This is a genomic window from Rhizobium sp. SL86 (assembly GCF_026672545.1).
Classification (GTDB): domain Bacteria; phylum Pseudomonadota; class Alphaproteobacteria; order Rhizobiales; family Rhizobiaceae; genus Neorhizobium.
Window position 1 is genome coordinate 1,329,969 of record NZ_JAPPRJ010000001.1, and the last position, 19,066, is coordinate 1,349,034.

General features: G+C 61.6%; 17 protein-coding genes. 12 read left to right on the top strand and 5 right to left on the bottom strand.

Annotation, left to right across the window (positions count from 1 at the left end):
• The first annotated feature begins 8 nt into the window (after positions 1-8).
• From OU993_RS06735 to OU993_RS06755, 5 genes are all read left to right on the top strand, one after another.
• Positions 9-383 (top strand): methylglyoxal synthase, encoded by a 375-nt coding sequence (locus OU993_RS06735; RefSeq protein WP_268155594.1) that lies wholly within the window; start codon positions 9-11, stop codon positions 381-383.
• Between the two features lie 35 nt (positions 384-418).
• Positions 419-1,438, top strand: a complete 1,020-nt coding sequence (locus tag OU993_RS06740; RefSeq protein WP_268155596.1) for a glucokinase — start codon at positions 419-421, stop codon at positions 1,436-1,438.
• 134 nt (positions 1,439-1,572) lie between these two features.
• Positions 1,573-3,348, top strand: coding sequence for an ABC transporter ATP-binding protein (locus OU993_RS06745; RefSeq protein WP_268157546.1), 1,776 nt, complete (start codon positions 1,573-1,575; stop codon positions 3,346-3,348).
• 48 nt (positions 3,349-3,396) lie between these two features.
• Positions 3,397-4,218 (top strand): 4-hydroxy-tetrahydrodipicolinate reductase, encoded by an 822-nt coding sequence (gene dapB, locus OU993_RS06750; RefSeq protein ID WP_268155599.1) that lies wholly within the window; start codon positions 3,397-3,399, stop codon positions 4,216-4,218.
• 18 nt (positions 4,219-4,236) lie between these two features.
• Complete coding sequence (locus OU993_RS06755) at positions 4,237-4,872, top strand: 2,3-bisphosphoglycerate-dependent phosphoglycerate mutase (RefSeq protein WP_268155602.1); 636 nt, start codon at positions 4,237-4,239, stop codon at positions 4,870-4,872.
• Positions 4,873-4,927: 55 nt separating this feature from the next.
• Here the strand turns inward: OU993_RS06755 and OU993_RS06760 are convergent, their stop codons facing one another.
• A complete protein-coding gene (locus OU993_RS06760) occupies positions 4,928-5,140 on the bottom strand; it encodes a hypothetical protein (RefSeq protein ID WP_268155603.1) in 213 nt (70 codons plus the stop codon).
• Between the two features lie 20 nt (positions 5,141-5,160).
• On the opposite strand from OU993_RS06760, the gene OU993_RS06765 reads away from it, so the two are divergent.
• Both OU993_RS06765 and OU993_RS06770 read left to right on the top strand, forming a co-directional pair.
• Complete coding sequence (locus tag OU993_RS06765) at positions 5,161-5,886, top strand: DUF1045 domain-containing protein (protein ID WP_268155604.1); 726 nt, start codon at positions 5,161-5,163, stop codon at positions 5,884-5,886.
• Positions 5,887-5,979: 93 nt separating this feature from the next.
• A complete protein-coding gene (locus OU993_RS06770) occupies positions 5,980-6,270 on the top strand; it encodes a hypothetical protein (RefSeq protein ID WP_268155606.1) in 291 nt (96 codons plus the stop codon).
• A gap of 42 nt (positions 6,271-6,312) precedes the next feature.
• Here the strand turns inward: OU993_RS06770 and polA are convergent, their stop codons facing one another.
• The gene (polA, locus tag OU993_RS06775) at positions 6,313-9,300 is read right to left on the bottom strand and encodes a DNA polymerase I (protein WP_268155608.1); all 2,988 of its coding nucleotides are present in this window, start codon (positions 9,298-9,300) and stop codon (positions 6,313-6,315) included.
• A gap of 552 nt (positions 9,301-9,852) precedes the next feature.
• Here polA and OU993_RS06780 point away from each other — a divergent pair.
• A complete protein-coding gene (locus OU993_RS06780; RefSeq protein WP_268155610.1) occupies positions 9,853-10,293 on the top strand; it encodes a MarR family winged helix-turn-helix transcriptional regulator in 441 nt (146 codons plus the stop codon).
• Positions 10,294-10,364: 71 nt separating this feature from the next.
• Positions 10,365-11,747 (top strand): dipeptidase, encoded by a 1,383-nt coding sequence (locus OU993_RS06785; protein ID WP_268155612.1) that lies wholly within the window; start codon positions 10,365-10,367, stop codon positions 11,745-11,747.
• A gap of 354 nt (positions 11,748-12,101) precedes the next feature.
• Here the strand turns inward: OU993_RS06785 and OU993_RS06790 are convergent, their stop codons facing one another.
• Positions 12,102-12,311: a cold-shock protein gene (locus OU993_RS06790; RefSeq protein WP_165216198.1), complete on the bottom strand. Its 210-nt coding sequence runs from the start codon at positions 12,309-12,311 to the stop codon at positions 12,102-12,104.
• A 468-nt stretch (positions 12,312-12,779) separates the two neighbouring features.
• On the opposite strand from OU993_RS06790, the gene OU993_RS06795 reads away from it, so the two are divergent.
• Positions 12,780-13,262, top strand: coding sequence for a YbaK/EbsC family protein (locus OU993_RS06795; protein WP_268155614.1), 483 nt, complete (start codon positions 12,780-12,782; stop codon positions 13,260-13,262).
• Here OU993_RS06795 and OU993_RS06800 read toward each other — a convergent pair.
• Together OU993_RS06800 and OU993_RS06805 are read right to left on the bottom strand one after the other, a co-directional pair.
• Positions 13,256-13,606, bottom strand: a complete 351-nt coding sequence (locus OU993_RS06800; RefSeq protein ID WP_268155616.1) for a hypothetical protein — start codon at positions 13,604-13,606, stop codon at positions 13,256-13,258. The two genes, OU993_RS06795 and OU993_RS06800, sit on opposite strands and share 7 nt — an antisense overlap.
• 180 nt (positions 13,607-13,786) lie before the next feature.
• Positions 13,787-13,999, bottom strand: a complete 213-nt coding sequence (locus OU993_RS06805; protein ID WP_165216202.1) for a hypothetical protein — start codon at positions 13,997-13,999, stop codon at positions 13,787-13,789.
• Between the two features lie 554 nt (positions 14,000-14,553).
• Here OU993_RS06805 and OU993_RS06810 point away from each other — a divergent pair.
• Together OU993_RS06810 and dnaK are read left to right on the top strand one after the other, a co-directional pair.
• The gene (locus OU993_RS06810) at positions 14,554-16,908 is read left to right on the top strand and encodes a transglycosylase domain-containing protein (protein ID WP_268155618.1); all 2,355 of its coding nucleotides are present in this window, start codon (positions 14,554-14,556) and stop codon (positions 16,906-16,908) included.
• Positions 16,909-17,104: 196 nt separating this feature from the next.
• On the top strand, positions 17,105-19,006 hold the full coding sequence (gene dnaK / locus OU993_RS06815; RefSeq protein WP_268155620.1) for a molecular chaperone DnaK: 1,902 nt from the start codon (positions 17,105-17,107) through the stop codon (positions 19,004-19,006).
• Positions 19,007-19,066: the final 60 nt, after the last annotated feature.

Below are 19,066 nucleotides of genomic sequence, written 5' to 3' on the forward strand. Positions count from 1 at the left end.
ACGTTCCCGTGTCGGACAAGCCATGCATCGCGCTGATTGCGCATGACCAGAAAAAGGCCGAAATGGCGGAGTTCGCGCTGAACCATCGGCAGGCGCTTTCGCGTTTTCGCATCGTGGCCACAGGGACGACCGGCGGGCGCGTGCTGGAGGCAGCGCCGGATCTGGACGTGACGCGGCTGAAGAGCGGACCTTTGGGCGGCGACCAGCAGATCGGCGCGATGATCGCCACCGGCGAAGTGTCGATGCTGATCTTTTTCACGGACCCGCTGACGCCTCTTCCACACGATGTCGACGTGAAGGCCTTGACCCGGCTTGCGACCGTCTACGACATTCCAATGGCGCTCAATCGCGCCACTGCCGAAAAGCTCATCGATTTCCAATAAACGTCAACCAGCCGCGTCAGTCACGGAGTCCCTTGATGTCCCATCCAGTCGAGAGCCACCCGGCCTTTCCGATCCTGATCGGCGATATCGGCGGCACCAATGCGCGGTTCTGGATCCTGACGGATGCCGCAGCGGACCCCTTGCAGTTTCCGAACGTGCGCACGGCCGAGCATTCCGGCATCGAAGCAGCGCTGGCCGTCGATGTCTTCAGCAAGACGACGATCAAGCCGCGTTCGGCGATCCTGGCCATTGCAGGTCCCATCGAAGGCGATGACATTCCGCTGACCAATTGTGATTGGGTGATCCGCCCGAAGAGCCTGATCGCCGAACTGGGCTTCGAGGACGTGATCGTGATCAACGATTTCGAGGCACAGGCGCTGGCGATTGCCACGCTTCCCGAAGATGCGCGCGAGACCGTCGGCTCGCTGTCCTCTGCACCGCTTGCCTCCCGCGTTGTGCTCGGTCCCGGCACGGGGCTCGGCGTGGCCGGGCTCTTGCGGGCGCGAGACACCTGGTTTCCGATCCCCGGCGAAGGCGGACATGTCGATCTTGGGCCGCGTTCCGACCGCGATTTTCAGGTCTTCCCGTTCATCGAGCAGATCGAGGGGCGGATTTCGGCGGAGCAGATCCTTTGTGGTCGCGGACTGGTCAACCTCTACCGCGCGGTCTGCCGTGCCGACGGCGTGGAGCCGGCCTTCACGGATCCGGCAGATATCACCGCGCAGGCACTCAGCGGCGTCAATAAGCAGGCAAGCGAAACGCTCACTCTGTTTGTCACCTATCTCGGTCGGGTGGCCGGGGACATGGCTTTGGTGATGATGGCCAAGGGCGGGGTTTATCTGGCCGGCGGCATTTCGCAGAAGATCGTTCCCGCGCTGAAGCGGCCGGAATTCCGGGCTGCCTTCGAAGACAAGGCACCGCACAGCACACTGATGCGGCATATCCCGACCTTCGTCGTCACGCATCCGCAGGCGGCACTCGCCGGCCTCGCCTCCTATGCCCGGGCACCTCAAAGTTTCGGGCTGGCCACGGCCGGACGTCGCTGGCGCCGTTGACGCGCAACCCGACTTCAATGCAACATCGACGCTGAATCTTTTCAGCCTTCTAGCCAAAGATGGCGCGACTGGTTAAGACCGCCTCGCGCGGCAAGAGTGCCGCACGAATTAGGGGAACCCCTTTATTGGCAGCCATCGAGACAGTCAGCAAGCGCAAGCGTCAGGTCGATCCGAGCACCCTCACTGCGGTGCTGAAACGCATCATCGCCGAAAACGGCCGTGAGCATATCGGCGGTTATGCCTTTGCCATCCTCTGTCTGGTGATCGTTGCGCTCTCGACCGCCTTCACCGCCTGGATCATGGAATCCGTCGTCAATGAGGCGTTTGCCAACAAGCGCGCCGATCTCGTCTGGATCATCTGCGGCACGATCTTCCTTGCCTTCCTGATGCGCGGTCTCGCGACCTATGGTCAGGCCGTGACGCTGTCGAAGATCGGCAACAACATCGTCGCGCAATACCAGCGCCGGCTGTACACGCATCTGATGACGCTGTCTGTCGGCTTCTTCAACGAGTCACGTTCCGCGCATCTGGCAGCCCAGATCAGCCAGAACGTCAACGGCATCCGTGATGTTTTGAACCTGACGGTCACGTCGACGGCCCGCGATTTCCTGACGCTCATCGCGCTGATCGGCGTGATGGTCAGCAAGGACCCGGTGCTGTCACTGATCGTCTTTGCCGTTGCACCGCCGCTGCTTTATGCGCTGCGTTACGTTTCCAAGCGGCTGCGCAGCGCGACGAAGGAATCCGTGGAGCTCAACAGCCACGTGGTGGGCGCCATGCAGGAAACCGTGCAGGGCATTTCGATCGTCAAGGCCTTCACCATGGAAGGTGAGCTTAGCCGCAAGGTCAACACCATCATCGATGCGGCGGAAAACCGCGCCAACCGCATTGCGCGGCTGACGGAGCGCACCTCGCCGCTGACCGAAACCTTTGCCGGCCTGTCGATTTCCAGCGTCATCGCCTATGCCGCCTTCCGTTCGATCTATGACGGCGTGCCGCCCGGTGCCTTCTTTGCCTTCGTGGCGGCGCTCCTGATGGCCTACGATCCCGCCCGACGCTTGGCCAAGCTGCAGGTACAGTTGGAGCGCGCCGTCGTGAACGCGCGGATGATCTACGAACTGCTCGACCTGCAGCCGATGCAGCGGGAACGCCCGGACGCCAAGGATCTGGTGGTCACCGAGGCCCGGATCGAGCTAAAGGGCGTTACCTTCCGTTACGGCGAGGGTGATGCGATCCTCAAGGGCGTCGATATCGTGGCCGAGGGCGGGCAGACAACGGCGCTGGTCGGGCCATCCGGCGCTGGCAAGTCGACGATCATCTCGCTTATCCCGCGTTTCTACGACCCCGCGGAGGGCGCTATCCTGATCGACGGACAGGACATTTCGCATGTGACGAAGGCATCGCTGCGCCGCCAGCTCGCCTATGTCTCGCAGCAGCCCTATCTGTTCGAAGGCACGATCCGCGACAACATCCGCTACGGCCGGCCCGACGCGACCGATACCGAGGTCGAAGAGGCCGCAAAGCTTGCGCATGCGCATGATTTCATCCTGGCGCAGCCGCGCGGTTATGAAACGCCTGTCGGCGAAAACGGCGTGACGCTTTCGGGCGGCCAGCGCCAGCGCCTCTCAATTGCCCGCGCGCTCGTGCGCAATGCGCCGATCCTGCTGCTCGACGAAGCGACATCTGCACTCGACAACGAATCGGAAGCCGCCGTGCAGAAGGCGCTCGATACGGCGATCAAGGGTCGCACCGTCGTCGTCGTCGCGCACCGGCTCTCCACCGTCGTCAAGGCCGACAAGATCGTCGTGATGGCGGATGGGCTTGTCGTCGAAGAGGGCAATCACGAGACGCTTGCACGCCGCCCGGACGGGCTTTACGCTCGACTGAACAATCTTCAGACGCCTGTCTGAAACAACCGTCCCAAGGGATGGCCATTCACTGAGGAGCCGATTTCCCGCATGAGCGAACAGGACATGAAGCTGGTGGTCGTGGGTGCCGCCGGACGTATGGGCCAGACCATCATTCGTGTGATCCAGGAAACGCCGGGTGTGAAACTGCACGCGGCGTTGGAACGGTCCGGCTCGAGTTTCATCGGCAAGGACGCCGGCGAACTTGCCGGCGCCGGTTTCCTCGGCGTGCCTGTCACGGACGACCCGCTGCAGGCCTTCCTGCATGCCGAGGGCGTGATCGACTTCACCTCCCCGGCCGGAACAGTTGAATTCGCCGGCCTGGCCGCCCAGGCGCGCATCGTGCATGTGATCGGCACGACCGGCTGCTCGGCCGCTGATGACGAGAAGATTTCGGCTGCCGCCCGTCATGCCCGTGTCGTCAAATCCGGCAATATGAGCCTTGGCGTCAACCTGCTCGGCGTGCTGGCAGAACAGGCGGCCAAGGCACTTCCGGCGGCCGGCTGGGATATCGAGATCCTGGAAATGCACCACAAGCACAAGGTCGATGCGCCATCCGGCACCGCGCTGCTTCTGGGCGAGGCTGCCGCCAAAGGCCGCGGCATCGATCTGGCCGCGCAGTCGGTGCGCGTGCGCGACGGCCACACCGGACCGCGCACCGCCGGCACGATCGGTTTTGCCACACTGCGCGGCGGCTCCGTTGTGGGCGAACATTCGGCAATCTTTGCCGGCGAAGGGGAACTGATCACGCTCTCCCATTCGGCGCTCGACCGTTCGATCTTCGCACGCGGCGCCGTTGCCGCAGCGCTCTGGGCAAGGCATGAAAAGCCCGGCTTCTACACCATGCTCGATGTGCTCGGGCTCTCCCACTGATCTGATTTGGAGGAATTTATGAGCGGAACCCTCGTCCTCGTTCGCCACGGGCAGAGCGATTGGAACCTGAAGAACCTGTTCACGGGTTGGAAGGATCCGGAACTTACCGAGCTCGGCGTAACCGAAGCCGAAACCGGCGGTCAGGCTCTTGCTGACGCCGGCCTGAAGTTCGACATCGCCTTCACCTCCGGTCTGAAGCGCGCCCAGGAGACCTGCCGCATCGTGCTGGAAAAGGTCGGCCAGCCGGACCTCGAAACGATCCGCGACATTGCGCTGAACGAGCGCGATTACGGCGATCTCTCCGGCCTGAACAAGGACGATGCCCGCGCCAAGTGGGGCGAGGAGCAGGTGCATATCTGGCGCCGGTCCTACGACATCCCGCCGCCGGGCGGCGAAAGCCTGCGCGACACGGGCGCGCGCGTCTGGCCCTATTATCTGACGGAAATCCTGCCGCGCGTGCTGAAGGGCCAGACGGTTCTGGTCGCCGCCCACGGCAATTCGCTGCGTTCGCTGGTGATGGTGCTCGATCGGCTGTCGAAGGAAGAGATCCTGAAGCTCAATCTGGCGACGGGTGTACCGATGGTCTACAAACTCAACGCCGATTCCACCGTCGCCGCAAAGCAGGTGCTGGGCGACATGTCCGGCGCCCATTGAGGCGGGCGGGCGAACCGATTGCGAAAGGCGCTGCCGAACCCGGCGGCGCCCTTTCTCATTTCGCGTACCAGTAGGCGGTCACGAGGCCGCTTGCTGCAAAGACGGCGATGAAGGTGGTGAAAAGGACTGTCGCTTCCATGACGATGTCTCCTGTTTGGCCTCTCAACGCAGACAGAGCGGATTTCGTTGCATGACCATTGAAACGCGAACCGTCACGGCCTGAAACGAGACTGTCACGCTTTTCCGGTACGCGGCTGATAAAAGCCACTGATCCTCACGAGACACACCATGCGGTATGCCATCTATTTCACCCCACCAGCGACCGACGCCCTCACACGGACCGCCGCCGCCTGGCTTGGTCGTGATGCCTTTACGAACCAGGAACTGCCGGCACCGGATGGCCTGGACACGGCGACCTGGCGAAGCCTGACGGCCGAACCCAGACGCTATGGTTTTCATGCGACGCTGAAGGCACCGTTCAGGCTTGCCGCAGAGACGACGGAAACCGAATTGGTCGAGGCTTTCCAGAGATTTTGCGCCGACCGACCGCAGGTGATCATTCCCACTCTGGCGCTCACCCAACTTGGCCCCTTCTTTGCCTTGACGCCGCAGGACGATTCCACCGCGATCGATGGTCTGTGCGCGGCGGTCGTCGAAGCGTTCGAGCCGTTCCGGGCTCCGCTCTCACCCGATGATATTGCCCGACGCAAGCCGGAGCGCCTGACGGACAGGCAAAGAGACCTTCTCGCCCGCTACGGCTACCCTTACGTGCATGAAGAGTTCCGGTTTCACATGACGCTGACCGGCCCGGTGGCCGAGGCTGAACGAGACGGCGTTTCGGCCATCTTGCAGGACCGCTTTGCCGCCTTCCTTCACCGCCCCTTGAGCATTGGCCATCTTGCCCTTTTTGCAGAACGGGAACAGGGAGCGCCGTTCCACGTTCTGATTGACGAGGCGATTGGGGTTGTGAAGCCAGGGCCCGATGCACCGCTTAGCGCTAACAACAAGAACTAACCCCCTGAATGCTCTAGTAGCTTAAGGCTTCACTCCCCACTAGAATGAACGCACTGGTTGTTTTTCCACATGCGAACATAATTGAGCGAGGACATGGGTAAACTTCAGGCCGAAGACGACAGGACGCATCAATTGGTCAACGAACTGGAGTCACGGCTGGTCGTGCTCGAGATTATCTCCATGTCTGCTCTGGCCATGGCACTGGACACGTCCGAAGGCGCCGATCCAGGCCAGGCGCGCGCGCTTGCCGGCCTGATCATCGAGACGGTCGAACAGCGCTGTCAGGAGCTTGGCTTTGGCGACCATGCCCGCAAGGCGGCCACCGGCTACGCGGAACGGCTGATGGGCACCGCTGTCGCCTCTCTTTATCCGACGACGCAATAGATCGGGCTGGCGCAGGATCTGAACGTCACGCAGTCACAGGACTCAGTGGGCCTCATCCCAGTTCAACGCCGCGCGTGCATCCACCTTCAGCGGGACGCGCATGGACAGAGCCGGCATTGCCGCATGCTCCATCGTCTGCACGATGACGGGCATGGCGAGATCCACGGCCTCATCCTCCACCTCGAAGATCAGTTCGTCATGCACCTGCAGCAGCATGCGAACGCGGTCGGCCAGCCCGGCCTTGGCGAGTGCCGGTTCCACCTGCACCATGGCGCGGCGAATGACATCGGCGGCCGATCCTTGGATCGGCGCATTGATCGCTGCCCGCTCGTTGAAAGCCCGGACAGACGGGTTCGACGACTTGATCTCCGGGTAATGCGACCGGCGACCGAAGATCGTCTCCACGTAACCATGCTCGCGGGCAAACGCCTTGGTGTTTTCCATGTAGTCGCGGATGCCCGGGAAACGCTCGAAATATTTCTTGATGTACTCGCCCGCCTCAGACCGTTCGATCGACAGCTGGTTGGCAAGGCCGAAGGCGGAAATGCCGTAGATGATGCCGAAATTGATGGCCTTGGCCCGCCGGCGTACATCCGACGGCATGCCTTCGACGGGAACGCCGAACATTTCCGACGCCGTCATCGCATGGATGTCGATGCCATCCGCAAAGGCCTGGCGAAGCTGCGGGATATCGGCGACATGCGCGAGGACGCGCAGTTCGATCTGGCTGTAATCGGCAGACAGAAGCTTGTGGCCGGGCGTCGAAATAAAAGCCGTGCGGATCTTGCGGCCTTCGGCATTGCGCACCGGAATGTTCTGCAGGTTCGGTTCGGACGACGAGAGGCGACCGGTGGTCGTTGAGGCCAGCGAATAACTGGTGTGAACCCGCTTTGTCTCGGGATGAACGTAGGACGGCAGGGCATCCGTATAGGTGCTCTTCAGCTTGGTCAGCTGACGCCAGTCGACGATCTTGCGTGGCAGTTCGATGCCTTGCGCCGCCAGATCCTCCAGCACCTGCGCGGAGGTGGACCACTGGCCAGTCTTTGTCTTGGAGCCGCCGGGCAGGCCCATCTTGCCAAACAGGATGTCGCCGAGCTGTTTCGGCGAGCCGATATTAAAACGCTCGCCGGCAAGCTGGTAGATCTCGTCCTCGAAGCTTGCGGCTTTCTGTGCCAGTTCGCCGGAGAGGCGGGAGAGGATCTGGCGGTCGATGGTGATGCCGCGCTCTTCCATCTGCGCCAGAACCGGCACCAGCGGCCGCTCCAGCCGCTCATAGACGCGTGTCAGACCTTCCGCGACCAGCCGCGGCTTCAGCACCAGCCAGAGCCGCAGCGTCACATCGGCATCTTCCGCCGCATAGGCGGTCGCCTTGTCGATATCGACCCGGTCGAAGGTCACCGCGGATTTGCCCGAGCCCGCGACATCCTTGTAAGCGATCGGCGTGTGGCCGAGCCAGCGCTCCGACAGCGCATCCATGCCGTGATTGCCGGCACCGGCCTCCAGCACGTAGGAGATCAGCATCGTATCGTCAAAGCCGGCCATGGTGATGCCGTGGCGCTTCATGACCAGGTAATCGTATTTCAGGTTCTGCGCGACCTTCAGGACCGACGGATCTTCGAGCAGATCCTTCAAAAGCCCGAGCGCCACATCCATGGGCACCTGGCCTTCCACCAGCTTCACGCCGTCGCTGAACAGGTCGTCCCCACCGGATTTGTGGGCGAGCGGCAGATAGGCCGCCCGGATCACCTTCGAGGCAGGTGTCGCGGTATTGTCCTGAATGGCGAGCGAGATGCCCATCAGATCCGCCTGCATCGGATCGAGCGAGGTGGTTTCCGTGTCGAAGGCGACGAGGCCGGTCTCGCGGGCGACCGCGATCCAGCTCTTCAGCGTTTCCACGTCGCGGATGGTGACATAGGCAGAATGATCGATCGGCTGACCGGAAAAGGCCTCGTGGCGCGAGGCGGCGACCTCGGCAGCGCGGGCGCCCTCCGCCGGGGTGGTCTTGGCCGGAGCAGCACCCGAAGCGGCGGCGGGTGCGCTAAGATCCTGATTATGCTCCGCGCCCGGATCGAGATCGGGGCCGTGGGCAGCCGGTCCCCATTCCACCTGGATCTGTGCCGGTTCGATGACGCCGGCATCGCATTCGCAAGCATCTGCCACACGCCGCGTGAGCGTGCCGAATTCCATCGCCTTCAGGAAGGCGATCAGCTTCGGCCCATCCTGCTTTTCGAGCACGAGTGAATCCAGCTCAAGCTCCAGCGGCACATCGGTGCGCAGTTCCACGAGCTTGCGGGAGAGGCGGGCCTTTTCGGCATTTTCGATGATGTTTTCGCGGCGCTTGACCTGCTTGATCTCGGAGGCGCGCGACAGCAACGTTTCCAGATCGCCGAACTCTTCCAGCAACTGGGCCGCCGTCTTCGGGCCGATGCCGGGAATGCCCGGCACGTTATCGACCGAATCGCCCACCATCGCCTGCAGATCGATCATCTTTTCCGGCGGCACACCCCATTTTTCGATGACGTCCGGAATGCCGATCTGCTTGTCCTTCATGCTGTCGTACATATGGACGTTCGGCGTCACCAGCTGCATCAGGTCCTTGTCGGAGGAGATGATCGTGACATCGGCGCCGATCGCTTCGGCGGCGCGGGCATAGGTCGCAATGATATCGTCGGCCTCGAACCCGTCCGTTTCGATGCAGGGCAGGTTGAAGGCGCGTGTCGCCTGGCGGATCAGACCGAATTGCGGCACCAGCTCTTCCGGCGGGGCGGACCGGTTCGCCTTGTAATCCGCATAAAGATCCTTGCGGAAGGTTTTCGACGAATAGTCGAAAATCACCGCGAAATGCGTCGGCGTCACGCCGACATTCGTGTCGCGCGCATTGGTCAAAAGCTTCCACAACATGTTGCAGAAACCCGAGACCGCGCCGACCGGCAGGCCATCGGATTTGCGCGTCAGCGCGGGCAAAGCATGGAAGGCCCGGAAGATGAAACCGGAGCCGTCGACGAGGAAGAGGTGATCGCCTTTTTTCATGGGCGATGGATAGCGCGACCAGGCTCAAAGGTCTACGCATTCGCATCCCCCGGTCGAAAATTTCCCTGTCGTTGCGTCCACGCCGGATCCGCGCGGGGTCAGGGCAAGAGGTGGAACAGGCCGCCTTTTGCGACGACAATTATCCTCATGCGGACGGTCCGGACCGCTCACCGGAACGTTACCTTATTGTAATCGAGGCTTCCCTTGAAATGCCGCATTACGCTGGCCATCTCATCGGTACCGGCGATTGATCACGCCGCAGTCTGATAGCCGGCTTGTCCCCCGCCGCGTCAGACCGGACAAAGGCCTCACCCCCTCTCCGGGCCTTTGTCCCTCCATTACCGCCACGGCCATCCCCCTCCCCCGGCCGTGGCGGTTTTCATTTCATGTCCCCCCGACAAACGAAGTGATTTCCCGTGGCGCGGGAAAAGAATACGATGCTATATAATTCCGGCATGGATCGAATCGCGGGTTTGCGGACCCGGATCGCATTCATGGCGACCTGTTTCTTGCGTCTCCTTCTGATCAGCCACGGGCATAGGATAGCCTGCCATGGGCTTCGAGCGTTCGGAATCTGCCTTGTACCTTGCCAACCAGCTTGCCAAGGGCCTGTCGCGCGCCCTGCAGAAACGTGCCTCCGCCCTGGGTTTTTCGCCCGGACAGTTTCCGGTTCTCTTGGCGCTCTGGGAAGAAGACGGGCTGACACAGCGGCAGCTGCTGGACAGGCTGGAAGTGGAACAGGCAACGCTCGCCAACACGCTGTCGCGCATGGAGCGTGACGGATTGATCGCACGCAGCCCTCACCCGAATGACCGCCGCGCCCAGATCATTGCGCTCACGGAGCGTGGACGCGAGCTGGAGGCGCTGGCCCTTGATGCCGCAGCCCGGGCCGATGACGAGGTGTTCCACGGCTTTCGCCGCTTCGAACGCGAACTGCTGAAGGAATATATGCGCATGGCGATTGCCAACAGCCGCACGACGGACAAGGGCTGAACGCTTCCATCCCGGCGGAAAAGCCTTTAACCTGCCCGCCGTCGAACATCATTCGCAAGGCAGATCCCCCCATGACCGATATTTCTTCCGTCCTCGACCAGGCCGACCGCAATCTGACGTCGAGTCTCGACCGGCTGTTCGAGCTGGTGCGCATTCCCTCCATTTCGACAGATCCGGCCTACAAGGCCGAGTGCCGCAAGGCAGGCGAATGGCTGGTAACGACCCTGACGGCGCTCGGTTTTCAGGCATCGCTGCGCGACACACCCGGCCATCCAATGGTGGTGGCGCACCACGATGCGGCGAGCGACACGGCGCCGCATGTGCTGTTTTACGGTCACTATGACGTGCAGCCGGTCGATCCGCTGGAGCTTTGGGAGAATGACCCCTTCGACCCGCAGGTGAAGGAGATCGGCAATGGCCGCAAGATCCTGACCGGCCGCGGCACTTCAGACGACAAGGGTCAGCTGTTGACCTTCGTGGAAGCCTGCCGGGCCTATAAGGAAGTGCACGGATCGCTGCCGGTGAAGATCACCATCCTGTTCGAAGGAGAAGAGGAATCCGGTTCGCCGTCGCTAAAGCCCTTCCTGGAAGCCAATGCCGCCGAACTGAAGGCGGAATACGCGCTCGTCTGCGACACCAGCATGTGGGATGCCGAGACGCCAGCAATTGCGGCCACGCTGCGCGGCCTTGTGGGCGAGGAGCTGACGATCACCGCAGCCGACCGCGACCTGCATTCCGGCCTTTTCGGCGGGGCAGCCGCCAATCCCATCCATATCCTGACGACGATTCTCGCCGGTCTGCGCGACGAAACGGGCCGCGTGACGCTCGACGGCTTTTATGATGGGGTCGAGGAGACACCGGAGAACATCAAGGCGAGCTGGCAGACGCTCGGCCGCGATGCGAAAAGCTTCCTCGGAGAAGTGGGCCTGTCGGAACCGTCGGGCGAAAAGGGTCGCTCGGTGCTCGAGCTCACCTGGGCGCGCCCGACCTGCGAGGTCAACGGCATCTGGGGCGGTTATACGGGTGAAGGTTTCAAGACGGTGATTGCGGCGAAGGCCTCGGCGAAGGTGTCCTTCCGCCTGGTCGGTACGCAGGATCCGGCAAAAATCCGCGACAGCTTCCGCACCTATGTGCGTTCGCAGATCCCTGCCGACTGCAGCGTCGAGTTCCACGAGCATGGCGGCTCTCCAGCGATCCAGCTGTCCTACGATTCGCCGGTGCTGACCAAGGCCAAGACCGCGCTGTCAGAAGAATGGCCGAAGCCCGCCGTTGTCGTCGGCATGGGTGGCTCGATCCCGATCGTCGGCGATTTCCAGACCTATCTCGGCATGGATTCGCTTTTGGTCGGCTACGGGCTGATCGACGACCGCATCCATTCGCCGAACGAAAAATACGATCTGACCTCGTTCCACAAGGGCATCCGCTCCTGGGTCCGCATTCTGGCGGCGCTGTAAAGAAGAGGCCGAGGGCGCTCCGCTTCAGGTGGCGGAGAGCCCTCAAAAAGCAAAAAGGCCGGGGGTGACCCGACCTTTTCCGTCCCGTTTCATCGTTGCCAGTACATCCGTGGTCAACTTAAAACGGTCTAGGCATTTCGATCGCGGCGACTGTCGCAAGGACTGTGTCGCCGCCGCTGATGTCTCATCGTCTCCTGCCAGGGTTAACATCCGGTTAAGGCGCTCAACCTTGGGAGACGGCGCAACCTTTGTTGCAAACATCGATCGTCCTGCCGCTTGATCCTGAAATGGGAACGGCGCCCCGCAAATGCAAGGGCGCCGCACCAAATTGATCAGCAAAAACTGAAAAACGAATCAGGCAGCCTGGAGGCGATCAGCCGAAACGCGGCCCGAACGCTTGTCGGTCACCAGTTCGTAGGCGATCTTCTGACCGTCCTTGAGGCCGGCCATGCCAGCGCGCTCAACAGCGGAGATGTGCACGAAAACGTCCTGTGCGCCGTCATCCGGCTGAATGAAGCCGAAGCCCTTGGTTGCGTTGAACCACTTTACAGTACCGGTAGCCATTACGATGTCCTTTCGCTCGCAACGTTGACTTTGGTTCCGGGAAAACCCGAAACGGTTAGGCTCGTATTTGAAGAAAGATCGTCGTAAGCGCCGTCAGCGCTGTAGTGCCGCTTGTCAAACAAATATCGATTTGAAGGAGGTAGCGTCGGGTCCCGCAGGTGTCAAGGTGGGCCCGGGAGCGGCGTTCGGACGCAATTCGAGGGTCTTGATTCGTACGGAAGCTTAAAACGAAAGAAGCTCGGCGCGGGAGGAGGTGCGCCGAGCTTCTAAGACTGACCAGCAACTGGGAGGAGGAGGTGTTGCCGGTCCCGTCGCGAGACGCTGGGAGGAGGAGTGCGTCTGGCGATGATTGGAAGATAGCTGATTCCCGCCCAAAAAACAGCCAGAATTTCGCAGTGCAGCAATGCGCTTTGTGCATAGCTCCTGGAAGGCCTTGTCTTCATTCTGCCGCCGAAATAGGCTCGGCCCATGAGCCTCGAATCCGTAAAGACCTTTTTTGCCACACATGCGCCCGAAGTGGCCGTGATCGTTACCGAATTAAGCTCTGCGACCGTGATCCAGGCCGCAGCAGCACACAATGTCGAACCAGACCAGATTGCCAAGACGATCTGCCTGCGCGCAGGCGACGAGGTGGTTCTGCTGGTCGCCTCCGGCAATAGCCGGCTCGATAACCGGAAATTCCGCGACCGCTTCGGTGCCAAACCGCGCATGCTGGGAGCGGACGAGGTCGTTGAACAGACGGGCCATCCCGTGGGTGGCGTCTGCCCGTTCGGCCTCGCCAACCCGCTGAAGGTCTATCTGGACGAATCGCTGCGGAAATATCCAATCGTGGTTCCGGCTGCCGGCGCGACCAATTCGGCCGTGCACCTGTCTCCGGATCGGATGGCTGAGCTGACCGCAGGAACCTGGGTCGACGTGTGTCAGGATCCGAAAGCCGAGGGCGCTCAGTAGTAGCGGCGATACCAGGCCTGTTTCTGTTCCAGATTGGTCGACGCCACAAGGTAACCGATCGCAAAACCGATGCCGGCAATCAGCGTCATGAGCGTCGTGGCCGTTGCCGGATGCTCACGGATGGCGCCGGCAACCGATACGGCTTCGTCCTGGACATAATGCGCCGCCTGTTCGGCATTCCGCGACATGCGCTCATAGGCCTCGCTGCTGACTTCCGACAGCATCGCGCGGATGCTGGCAACTTCAGCACGCAGTGCGGAAATTTCGGACGTCACCGCGTCATTGACATCACTGGATGCGTTGCCGCCCATCTCGCCGGCGCGGCCGCCTACGGATTCCACCATGTGGGTCTCCCTTCGTTGTGCTGGCTGTTGTTGTGCTGTTTCTGGCGCGACAACGGGCAAGGCCGCAGGAGGTTCCACGCAAGGTTCCAGACGCTTTGACGGGATGTCATAGGGGACGGGATGTCATGGGAAATACCGGCCGCTCCAACCGGAACGTCCGATCGCACGACATGCAGAGACCTAGCGCGCCTGAGCGAGCGTTTCCGCCAGAGAGGCCAGCGCTTCCTTTTCGCTCATCCCCTTCTGCAGCGAATTGACGAGAATGAGGGCCAAGGCCTCCCCATCGGGACTGGACTTGCTGATCTGGTGCTGGGCGCACGCCGCATCGAACACCTGCTGCAAGAGGGACAGCTGGTCGGGATTGACGGGTCTTCGGATAACCTGTGTACGCACGACATCCTCCAAATGCGACAGCCCCCGCTTTTCTGTCGCCTACGAACATTGTTCCTGACAATCCAGCCACGACGTATTGATGTCATGTCTAACCTAGCCAGCGTCGAGCATGGCCCCCAGGCAGTTTTCACCCCGCAAACAGCATATTGTCCTTGATGGCGATTGAATGGCAATTATTAATCTTCATAGATGATTTAGCGTGGACTTAAAAAACTGTGAACAGCACCCTTCCTGCCACAGGGAACCTATGCGCGGCTCTTTCAATGCTGGCGTCTATGACGACAACAACGGACGGAATGCTGAAAAGTTCTTGTCGCAGCCAATGATCGCGACCGGCCTGCCGCGCAGGGTTGGCCGACGGCGACACGCATTGATGTTAACGCCCCCTTAAATCGCCGCATTTACCTTGCACCGAGGTCTCATCAGACGGGTAGGGCTTGGCAAGCGGCAATTGCGCCTCTCGTCCGATCTTCGTATCCGAAGAACCCTCCGTCCCTTGTTCCCGGTGCTTGCGGGAATTGGCCGCAGACAGACCGGGGAGTAAGTCCGAAGCAATGGCATCGGGAAGCAGATCACGTCGGCGCGTTGACCCCTCCTTCGATGACGAACGTCCGTCGGACGACGATCTCGTCATCGATGCCAGCGACCGTATCATTGGCAATGGCGGCCGAAGGCCGGACGGTCGCAAGCAGACCGCCGAACGGCCGGGAGCGGAACGCGAACTGCGGTCGAACACACGCAAACGCAAACGGCGCAGCGGCGGCGGGCTTTTTGGTGCCATCAGAAGCCTGATCTACTGGTGCATCGTGCTGGGCATCTGGGCCGGGATCGGTATCGGTGGACTGGTGCTCTATTATGGCGCCCAGATGCCGGCGGCCAGCACCTGGACGATCCCCAACCGCCCGCCAAACGTGAAGATTGCCGCACTGGACGGAACGCTGATCGCCAATCGCGGCACGACCGGCGGCGAGGCGATCGCGCTGGAAGAAATGTCCCCCTTCCTGCCGCAGGCGGTGATGGCGATCGAGGACCGCCGTTTCTATTCCCATTTCGGTGTCGACCCGCTTGGCCTTGCGCGTGCCTTCGTCAACAATCTTCTCGGCGAGAGCATCCAGGGCGGCTCGACGATCACCCAGCAGCTGGCCAAGAATCTTTTCCTGTCACCGGATCGAACCTTCGAACGAAAGATCCAGGAGGTCCTTCTGTCCTTCTGGCTGGAGCACAAATTCACCAAGGACCAGATTCTGGCGATGTACTTGAACCGGATGTTCTTCGGTTCGAACGCCTATGGCGTGGAGGCGGCCTCGCAGCGTTATTTCAAGAAATCGGCGCGTGATGTGAACCTTGCCGAAGCCGCGACACTCGCCGGCCTCCTCAAGGCACCGACACGCCTTTCTCCCGCGCGCGACCCGCAGGCCGCCGAAGCCCGTGCCCAGGTGGTTCTCGGCGCCATGCGCGAGGAAGGCTACATCACCGAGGAAGAGGTGAAGACGGCGATGTCGCAGCCGCCCACCAAGGCGCGCAGCTACTGGTCGGGCGCCGAGCATTATGCCGCCGACATGGTGATGGACGAGGTGAAATCACTGATCGGCGAGGTGAAGTCCGACATCACCGTCCAGACGACGCTGGACATGCGGCTCGAGAAGGATGCGGAAAAGGCGCTGACTGACGTGCTTTCGAAAGAGGGCGGCAAGCTCAACGCGTCGCAGGCAGCGCTTGTCTCGATCGATGCCACCGGCGCGATCCGCGCAGTTGTCGGCGGGCGCGATTATGCACAGAGCCAGTTCAACCGCGCCTTCAAGGCCAAACGCCAGCCCGGTTCCGCCTTCAAGCCCTTCGTTTATGCCGCCGCCGTCGAAGCGGGTTATCGCCCGGATACGGTGATGATGGACAGGCCGGTAAAGATCGGCACCTGGACACCGGAAAACTACGAGGACAAATATCAGGGTCCGGTCCCGCTGGCGAAGGCGCTGGCCGAATCGCTGAACACGGTGGCCGCACAACTCGTGATGCAGGTCGGTCCAAAGACGGTGATCAGCATGGCGCATCGTCTGGGCATCGAGTCCGACATGCAGGCCAATGCCTCGATCGCGCTCGGCACCTCGGAGGTTTCCCTCGTGGAACTCACCTCCGCCTATGCGCCCTTTATGAATGGCGGGTTGAAGGCGACGCCGCATCTGGTGACGCGGATCACCGACGCAGACGGTAAGGTTCTCTACGACGCCGACTTCTCCAGTCCGCCGCGTGTGCTGAGCGAACAGGTGGTTGCCACGATGAACGGCATGCTGAACGGCGTCCTGACCCAAGGTACAGGCAAAGCCGCGCGGCTTGCCCACTGGCAGGCGGCCGGCAAGACCGGCACGACGCAGTCCTTCCGCGACGCGATCTTCGTCGGTTACACCTCGACACTGACGACCGGCGTCTGGTTCGGCAATGACGACGGCACGCCGATGAAGAAGGTGACCGGCGGCAATCTGCCGGCCAAGGCCTGGAAGGAATACATGACGGCCGCGCTGGACGGCTATCGACCGACCCCGCTTCTGGGCGTCGGCGTGCAGCCGGCACCACCGCCCGGCGAAACCCAGAGCCCGACGATCGGCGACATCATCTCGGGCGTGTTTTCCGGTCATTCGACCAACGACTATCCCGCCGCGCCGGAACCACCGCAGGCGGCGCCTTCCGCCACGGTTTCGCAAGGGCAAGCCGTTGCCCCTCCCGCCGGACTGCCACAGAACGGGGACTATCGGGACTACCGCGAATACCGCCCGCCCGGCGGCGATCGTTACAGTGGATCCGTGCCGCCCGCAGATGTGGGCGGCGGACCGGTTCCGCCTGCGGACGTCGGAGGACCATCCGGGTCGCCCCAGCAACGACACACGACCCTGCTCGACATCATCATGGGTCAGTGAGAGAAATTCCCCATGGTCCCGCAAGGGCTTATTTTTGCTGGTCAGCAGGGCCTCAACCGCCTTGCAGTACAGAAAACCGGTCCTTATATACGCCGCATGACAGCAGCCGATGCTGCGAAAAATCCAAGTCGAGGAACTGTCAAAGGAATGCCTTCATGCGGGGTTCCGACGGTTCGCTTTAAGGAGAGAGAAGAAAATGGCAAAAGTAATTGGCATCGACCTCGGCACAACCAACTCCTGCGTCGCCATCATGGATGGCAAGGACGCCAAGGTGATTGAAAACGCCGAAGGCGCCCGCACGACGCCCTCCATGGTGGCCTTCACCGATGACGGCGAACGCCTCGTCGGCCAGCCGGCCAAGCGCCAGGCGGTCACCAACCCGACCAACACGCTCTTCGCTGTCAAGCGCCTGATCGGCCGCCGCTACGAAGATCCGACCGTTGAGAAGGACAAGGGCCTGGTTCCCTTCGAAATCTCGCGCGGCGACAATGGCGATGCCTGGGTCAAGGCCAATGGCAAGGGTTATTCCCCGTCACAGATCTCCGCGATGATCCTGCAGAAGATGAAGGAAACCGCGGAAGCCTATCTCGGCGAGAAGGTCGAAAAGGCCGTCATCACCGTTCCGGCCTACTTCAACGACGCCCAGCGCCAGGCCACCAAGGATGCCGGCCGCATTGCGGGCCTTGACGTTCTGCGCATCATCAACGAGCCGACCGCTGCCGCTCTCGCCTATGGTCTCGACAAGAAGGACGGCAAGACGATCGCCGTTTACGATCTGGGTGGCGGTACCTTCGATATCTCGGTTCTGGAAATCGGCGACGGCGTCTTCGAAGTGAAGTCGACGAACGGCGACACGTTCCTCGGCGGTGAAGACTTCGACATGCGCCTCGTCGAATATCTCGCAGCCGAGTTCAAGAAGGACAATGGCATCGACCTGAAGGGCGACAAGCTGGCCCTGCAGCGCCTGAAGGAAGCCGCCGAAAAGGCAAAGATCGAACTGTCGTCCTCGCAGCAGACCGAAATCAACCTGCCCTTCATCACGGCAGATGCTTCGGGTCCGAAGCACCTGACGATGAAGCTGACCCGCGCCAAGTTCGAAAGCCTGGTCGATGATCTGGTTCAGCGCACCGTTGCCCCCTGCAAGGCAGCCCTCAAGGATGCCGGCATCACGGCCGCCGAAATCGATGAAGTCGTTCTCGTCGGCGGCATGAGCCGTATGCCGAAGGTCCAGGAGACCGTGAAGCAGCTGTTCGGCAAGGAGCCGCACAAGGGTGTGAACCCGGACGAAGTGGTTGCCATGGGTGCAGCCATCCAGGGCGGCGTTCTGCAGGGTGACGTCAAGGACGTCCTGCTGCTCGACGTGACCCCGCTGTCGCTCGGCATCGAAACGCTGGGTGGCGTCTTCACCCGTCTGATCGATCGCAACACGACGATCCCGACGAAGAAGAGCCAGGTCTTCTCGACCGCAGAAGACAACCAGCAGGCCGTGACGATCCGCGTTTCCCAGGGCGAGCGCGAAATGGCAGCCGACAACAAGCTGCTCGGCCAGTTCGACCTCGTCGGCCTGCCGCCGGCACCGCGCGGCATGCCGCAGATCGAAGTGACCTTCGACATCGACGCCAACGGCATCGTGCAGGTTTCGGCGAAGGACAAGGGCACCGGCAAGGAACAGCAGATCCGCATCCAGGCCTCCGGTGGCCTCTCCGACGCCGACATCGAAAAGATGGTGAAGGACGCCGAGGCACATGCCGAGGAAGACAAGAAGCGTCGTGCAGGCGTTGAAGCCAAGAACCAGGCCGAAAGCCTGATTCACTCGACGGAAAAGTCGCTGAAGGAATATGGCGACAAGGTTTCCGAGACCGACCGCAAGGCGATCGAAGATGCCATTGCCAGCCTGAAGACCGCGGTTGAGGCTTCCGAGCCGAACGCCGACGACATCCAGGCCAAGACGCAGACGCTGATGGAAACCTCCATGAAGCTCGGCCAGGCGATCTATGAAGCCCAGCAGGCGGAAGCCGGTGCCGACGGCGGCAAGCCGGAAGACGGCGTGGTCGATGCCGACTACGAGGAAATCAAGGACGACAAGAAGTCGGCCTGATGTCTGACTGGTCGAATATGTAATCGCGTGAAGTATCCGGCTGCCCTTGTGCAGCCGGAA

What these genes read in the sequence shown, in the direction of transcription:
- OU993_RS06795 (WP_268155614.1), top strand. Translation starts at nt 12,780, where the DNA reads ATGAGCCTCGAATCCGTAAAGACCTTTTTTGCCACACATGCGCCCGAA.
- OU993_RS06780 (WP_268155610.1), top strand. Translation starts at nt 9,853, where the DNA reads ATGGGCTTCGAGCGTTCGGAATCTGCCTTGTACCTTGCCAACCAGCTT.
- OU993_RS06810 (WP_268155618.1), top strand. Translation starts at nt 14,554, where the DNA reads ATGGCATCGGGAAGCAGATCACGTCGGCGCGTTGACCCCTCCTTCGAT.
- OU993_RS06765 (WP_268155604.1), top strand. Translation starts at nt 5,161, where the DNA reads ATGCGGTATGCCATCTATTTCACCCCACCAGCGACCGACGCCCTCACA.
- dapB (WP_268155599.1), top strand. Translation starts at nt 3,397, where the DNA reads ATGAGCGAACAGGACATGAAGCTGGTGGTCGTGGGTGCCGCCGGACGT.
- polA (WP_268155608.1), bottom strand. Translation starts at nt 9,300, where the DNA reads ATGAAAAAAGGCGATCACCTCTTCCTCGTCGACGGCTCCGGTTTCATC.
- OU993_RS06785 (WP_268155612.1), top strand. Translation starts at nt 10,365, where the DNA reads ATGACCGATATTTCTTCCGTCCTCGACCAGGCCGACCGCAATCTGACG.
- dnaK (WP_268155620.1), top strand. Translation starts at nt 17,105, where the DNA reads ATGGCAAAAGTAATTGGCATCGACCTCGGCACAACCAACTCCTGCGTC.
- OU993_RS06800 (WP_268155616.1), bottom strand. Translation starts at nt 13,606, where the DNA reads ATGGTGGAATCCGTAGGCGGCCGCGCCGGCGAGATGGGCGGCAACGCA.
- OU993_RS06740 (WP_268155596.1), top strand. Translation starts at nt 419, where the DNA reads ATGTCCCATCCAGTCGAGAGCCACCCGGCCTTTCCGATCCTGATCGGC.
- OU993_RS06755 (WP_268155602.1), top strand. Translation starts at nt 4,237, where the DNA reads ATGAGCGGAACCCTCGTCCTCGTTCGCCACGGGCAGAGCGATTGGAAC.
- OU993_RS06770 (WP_268155606.1), top strand. Translation starts at nt 5,980, where the DNA reads ATGGGTAAACTTCAGGCCGAAGACGACAGGACGCATCAATTGGTCAAC.
- OU993_RS06790 (WP_165216198.1), bottom strand. Translation starts at nt 12,311, where the DNA reads ATGGCTACCGGTACTGTAAAGTGGTTCAACGCAACCAAGGGCTTCGGC.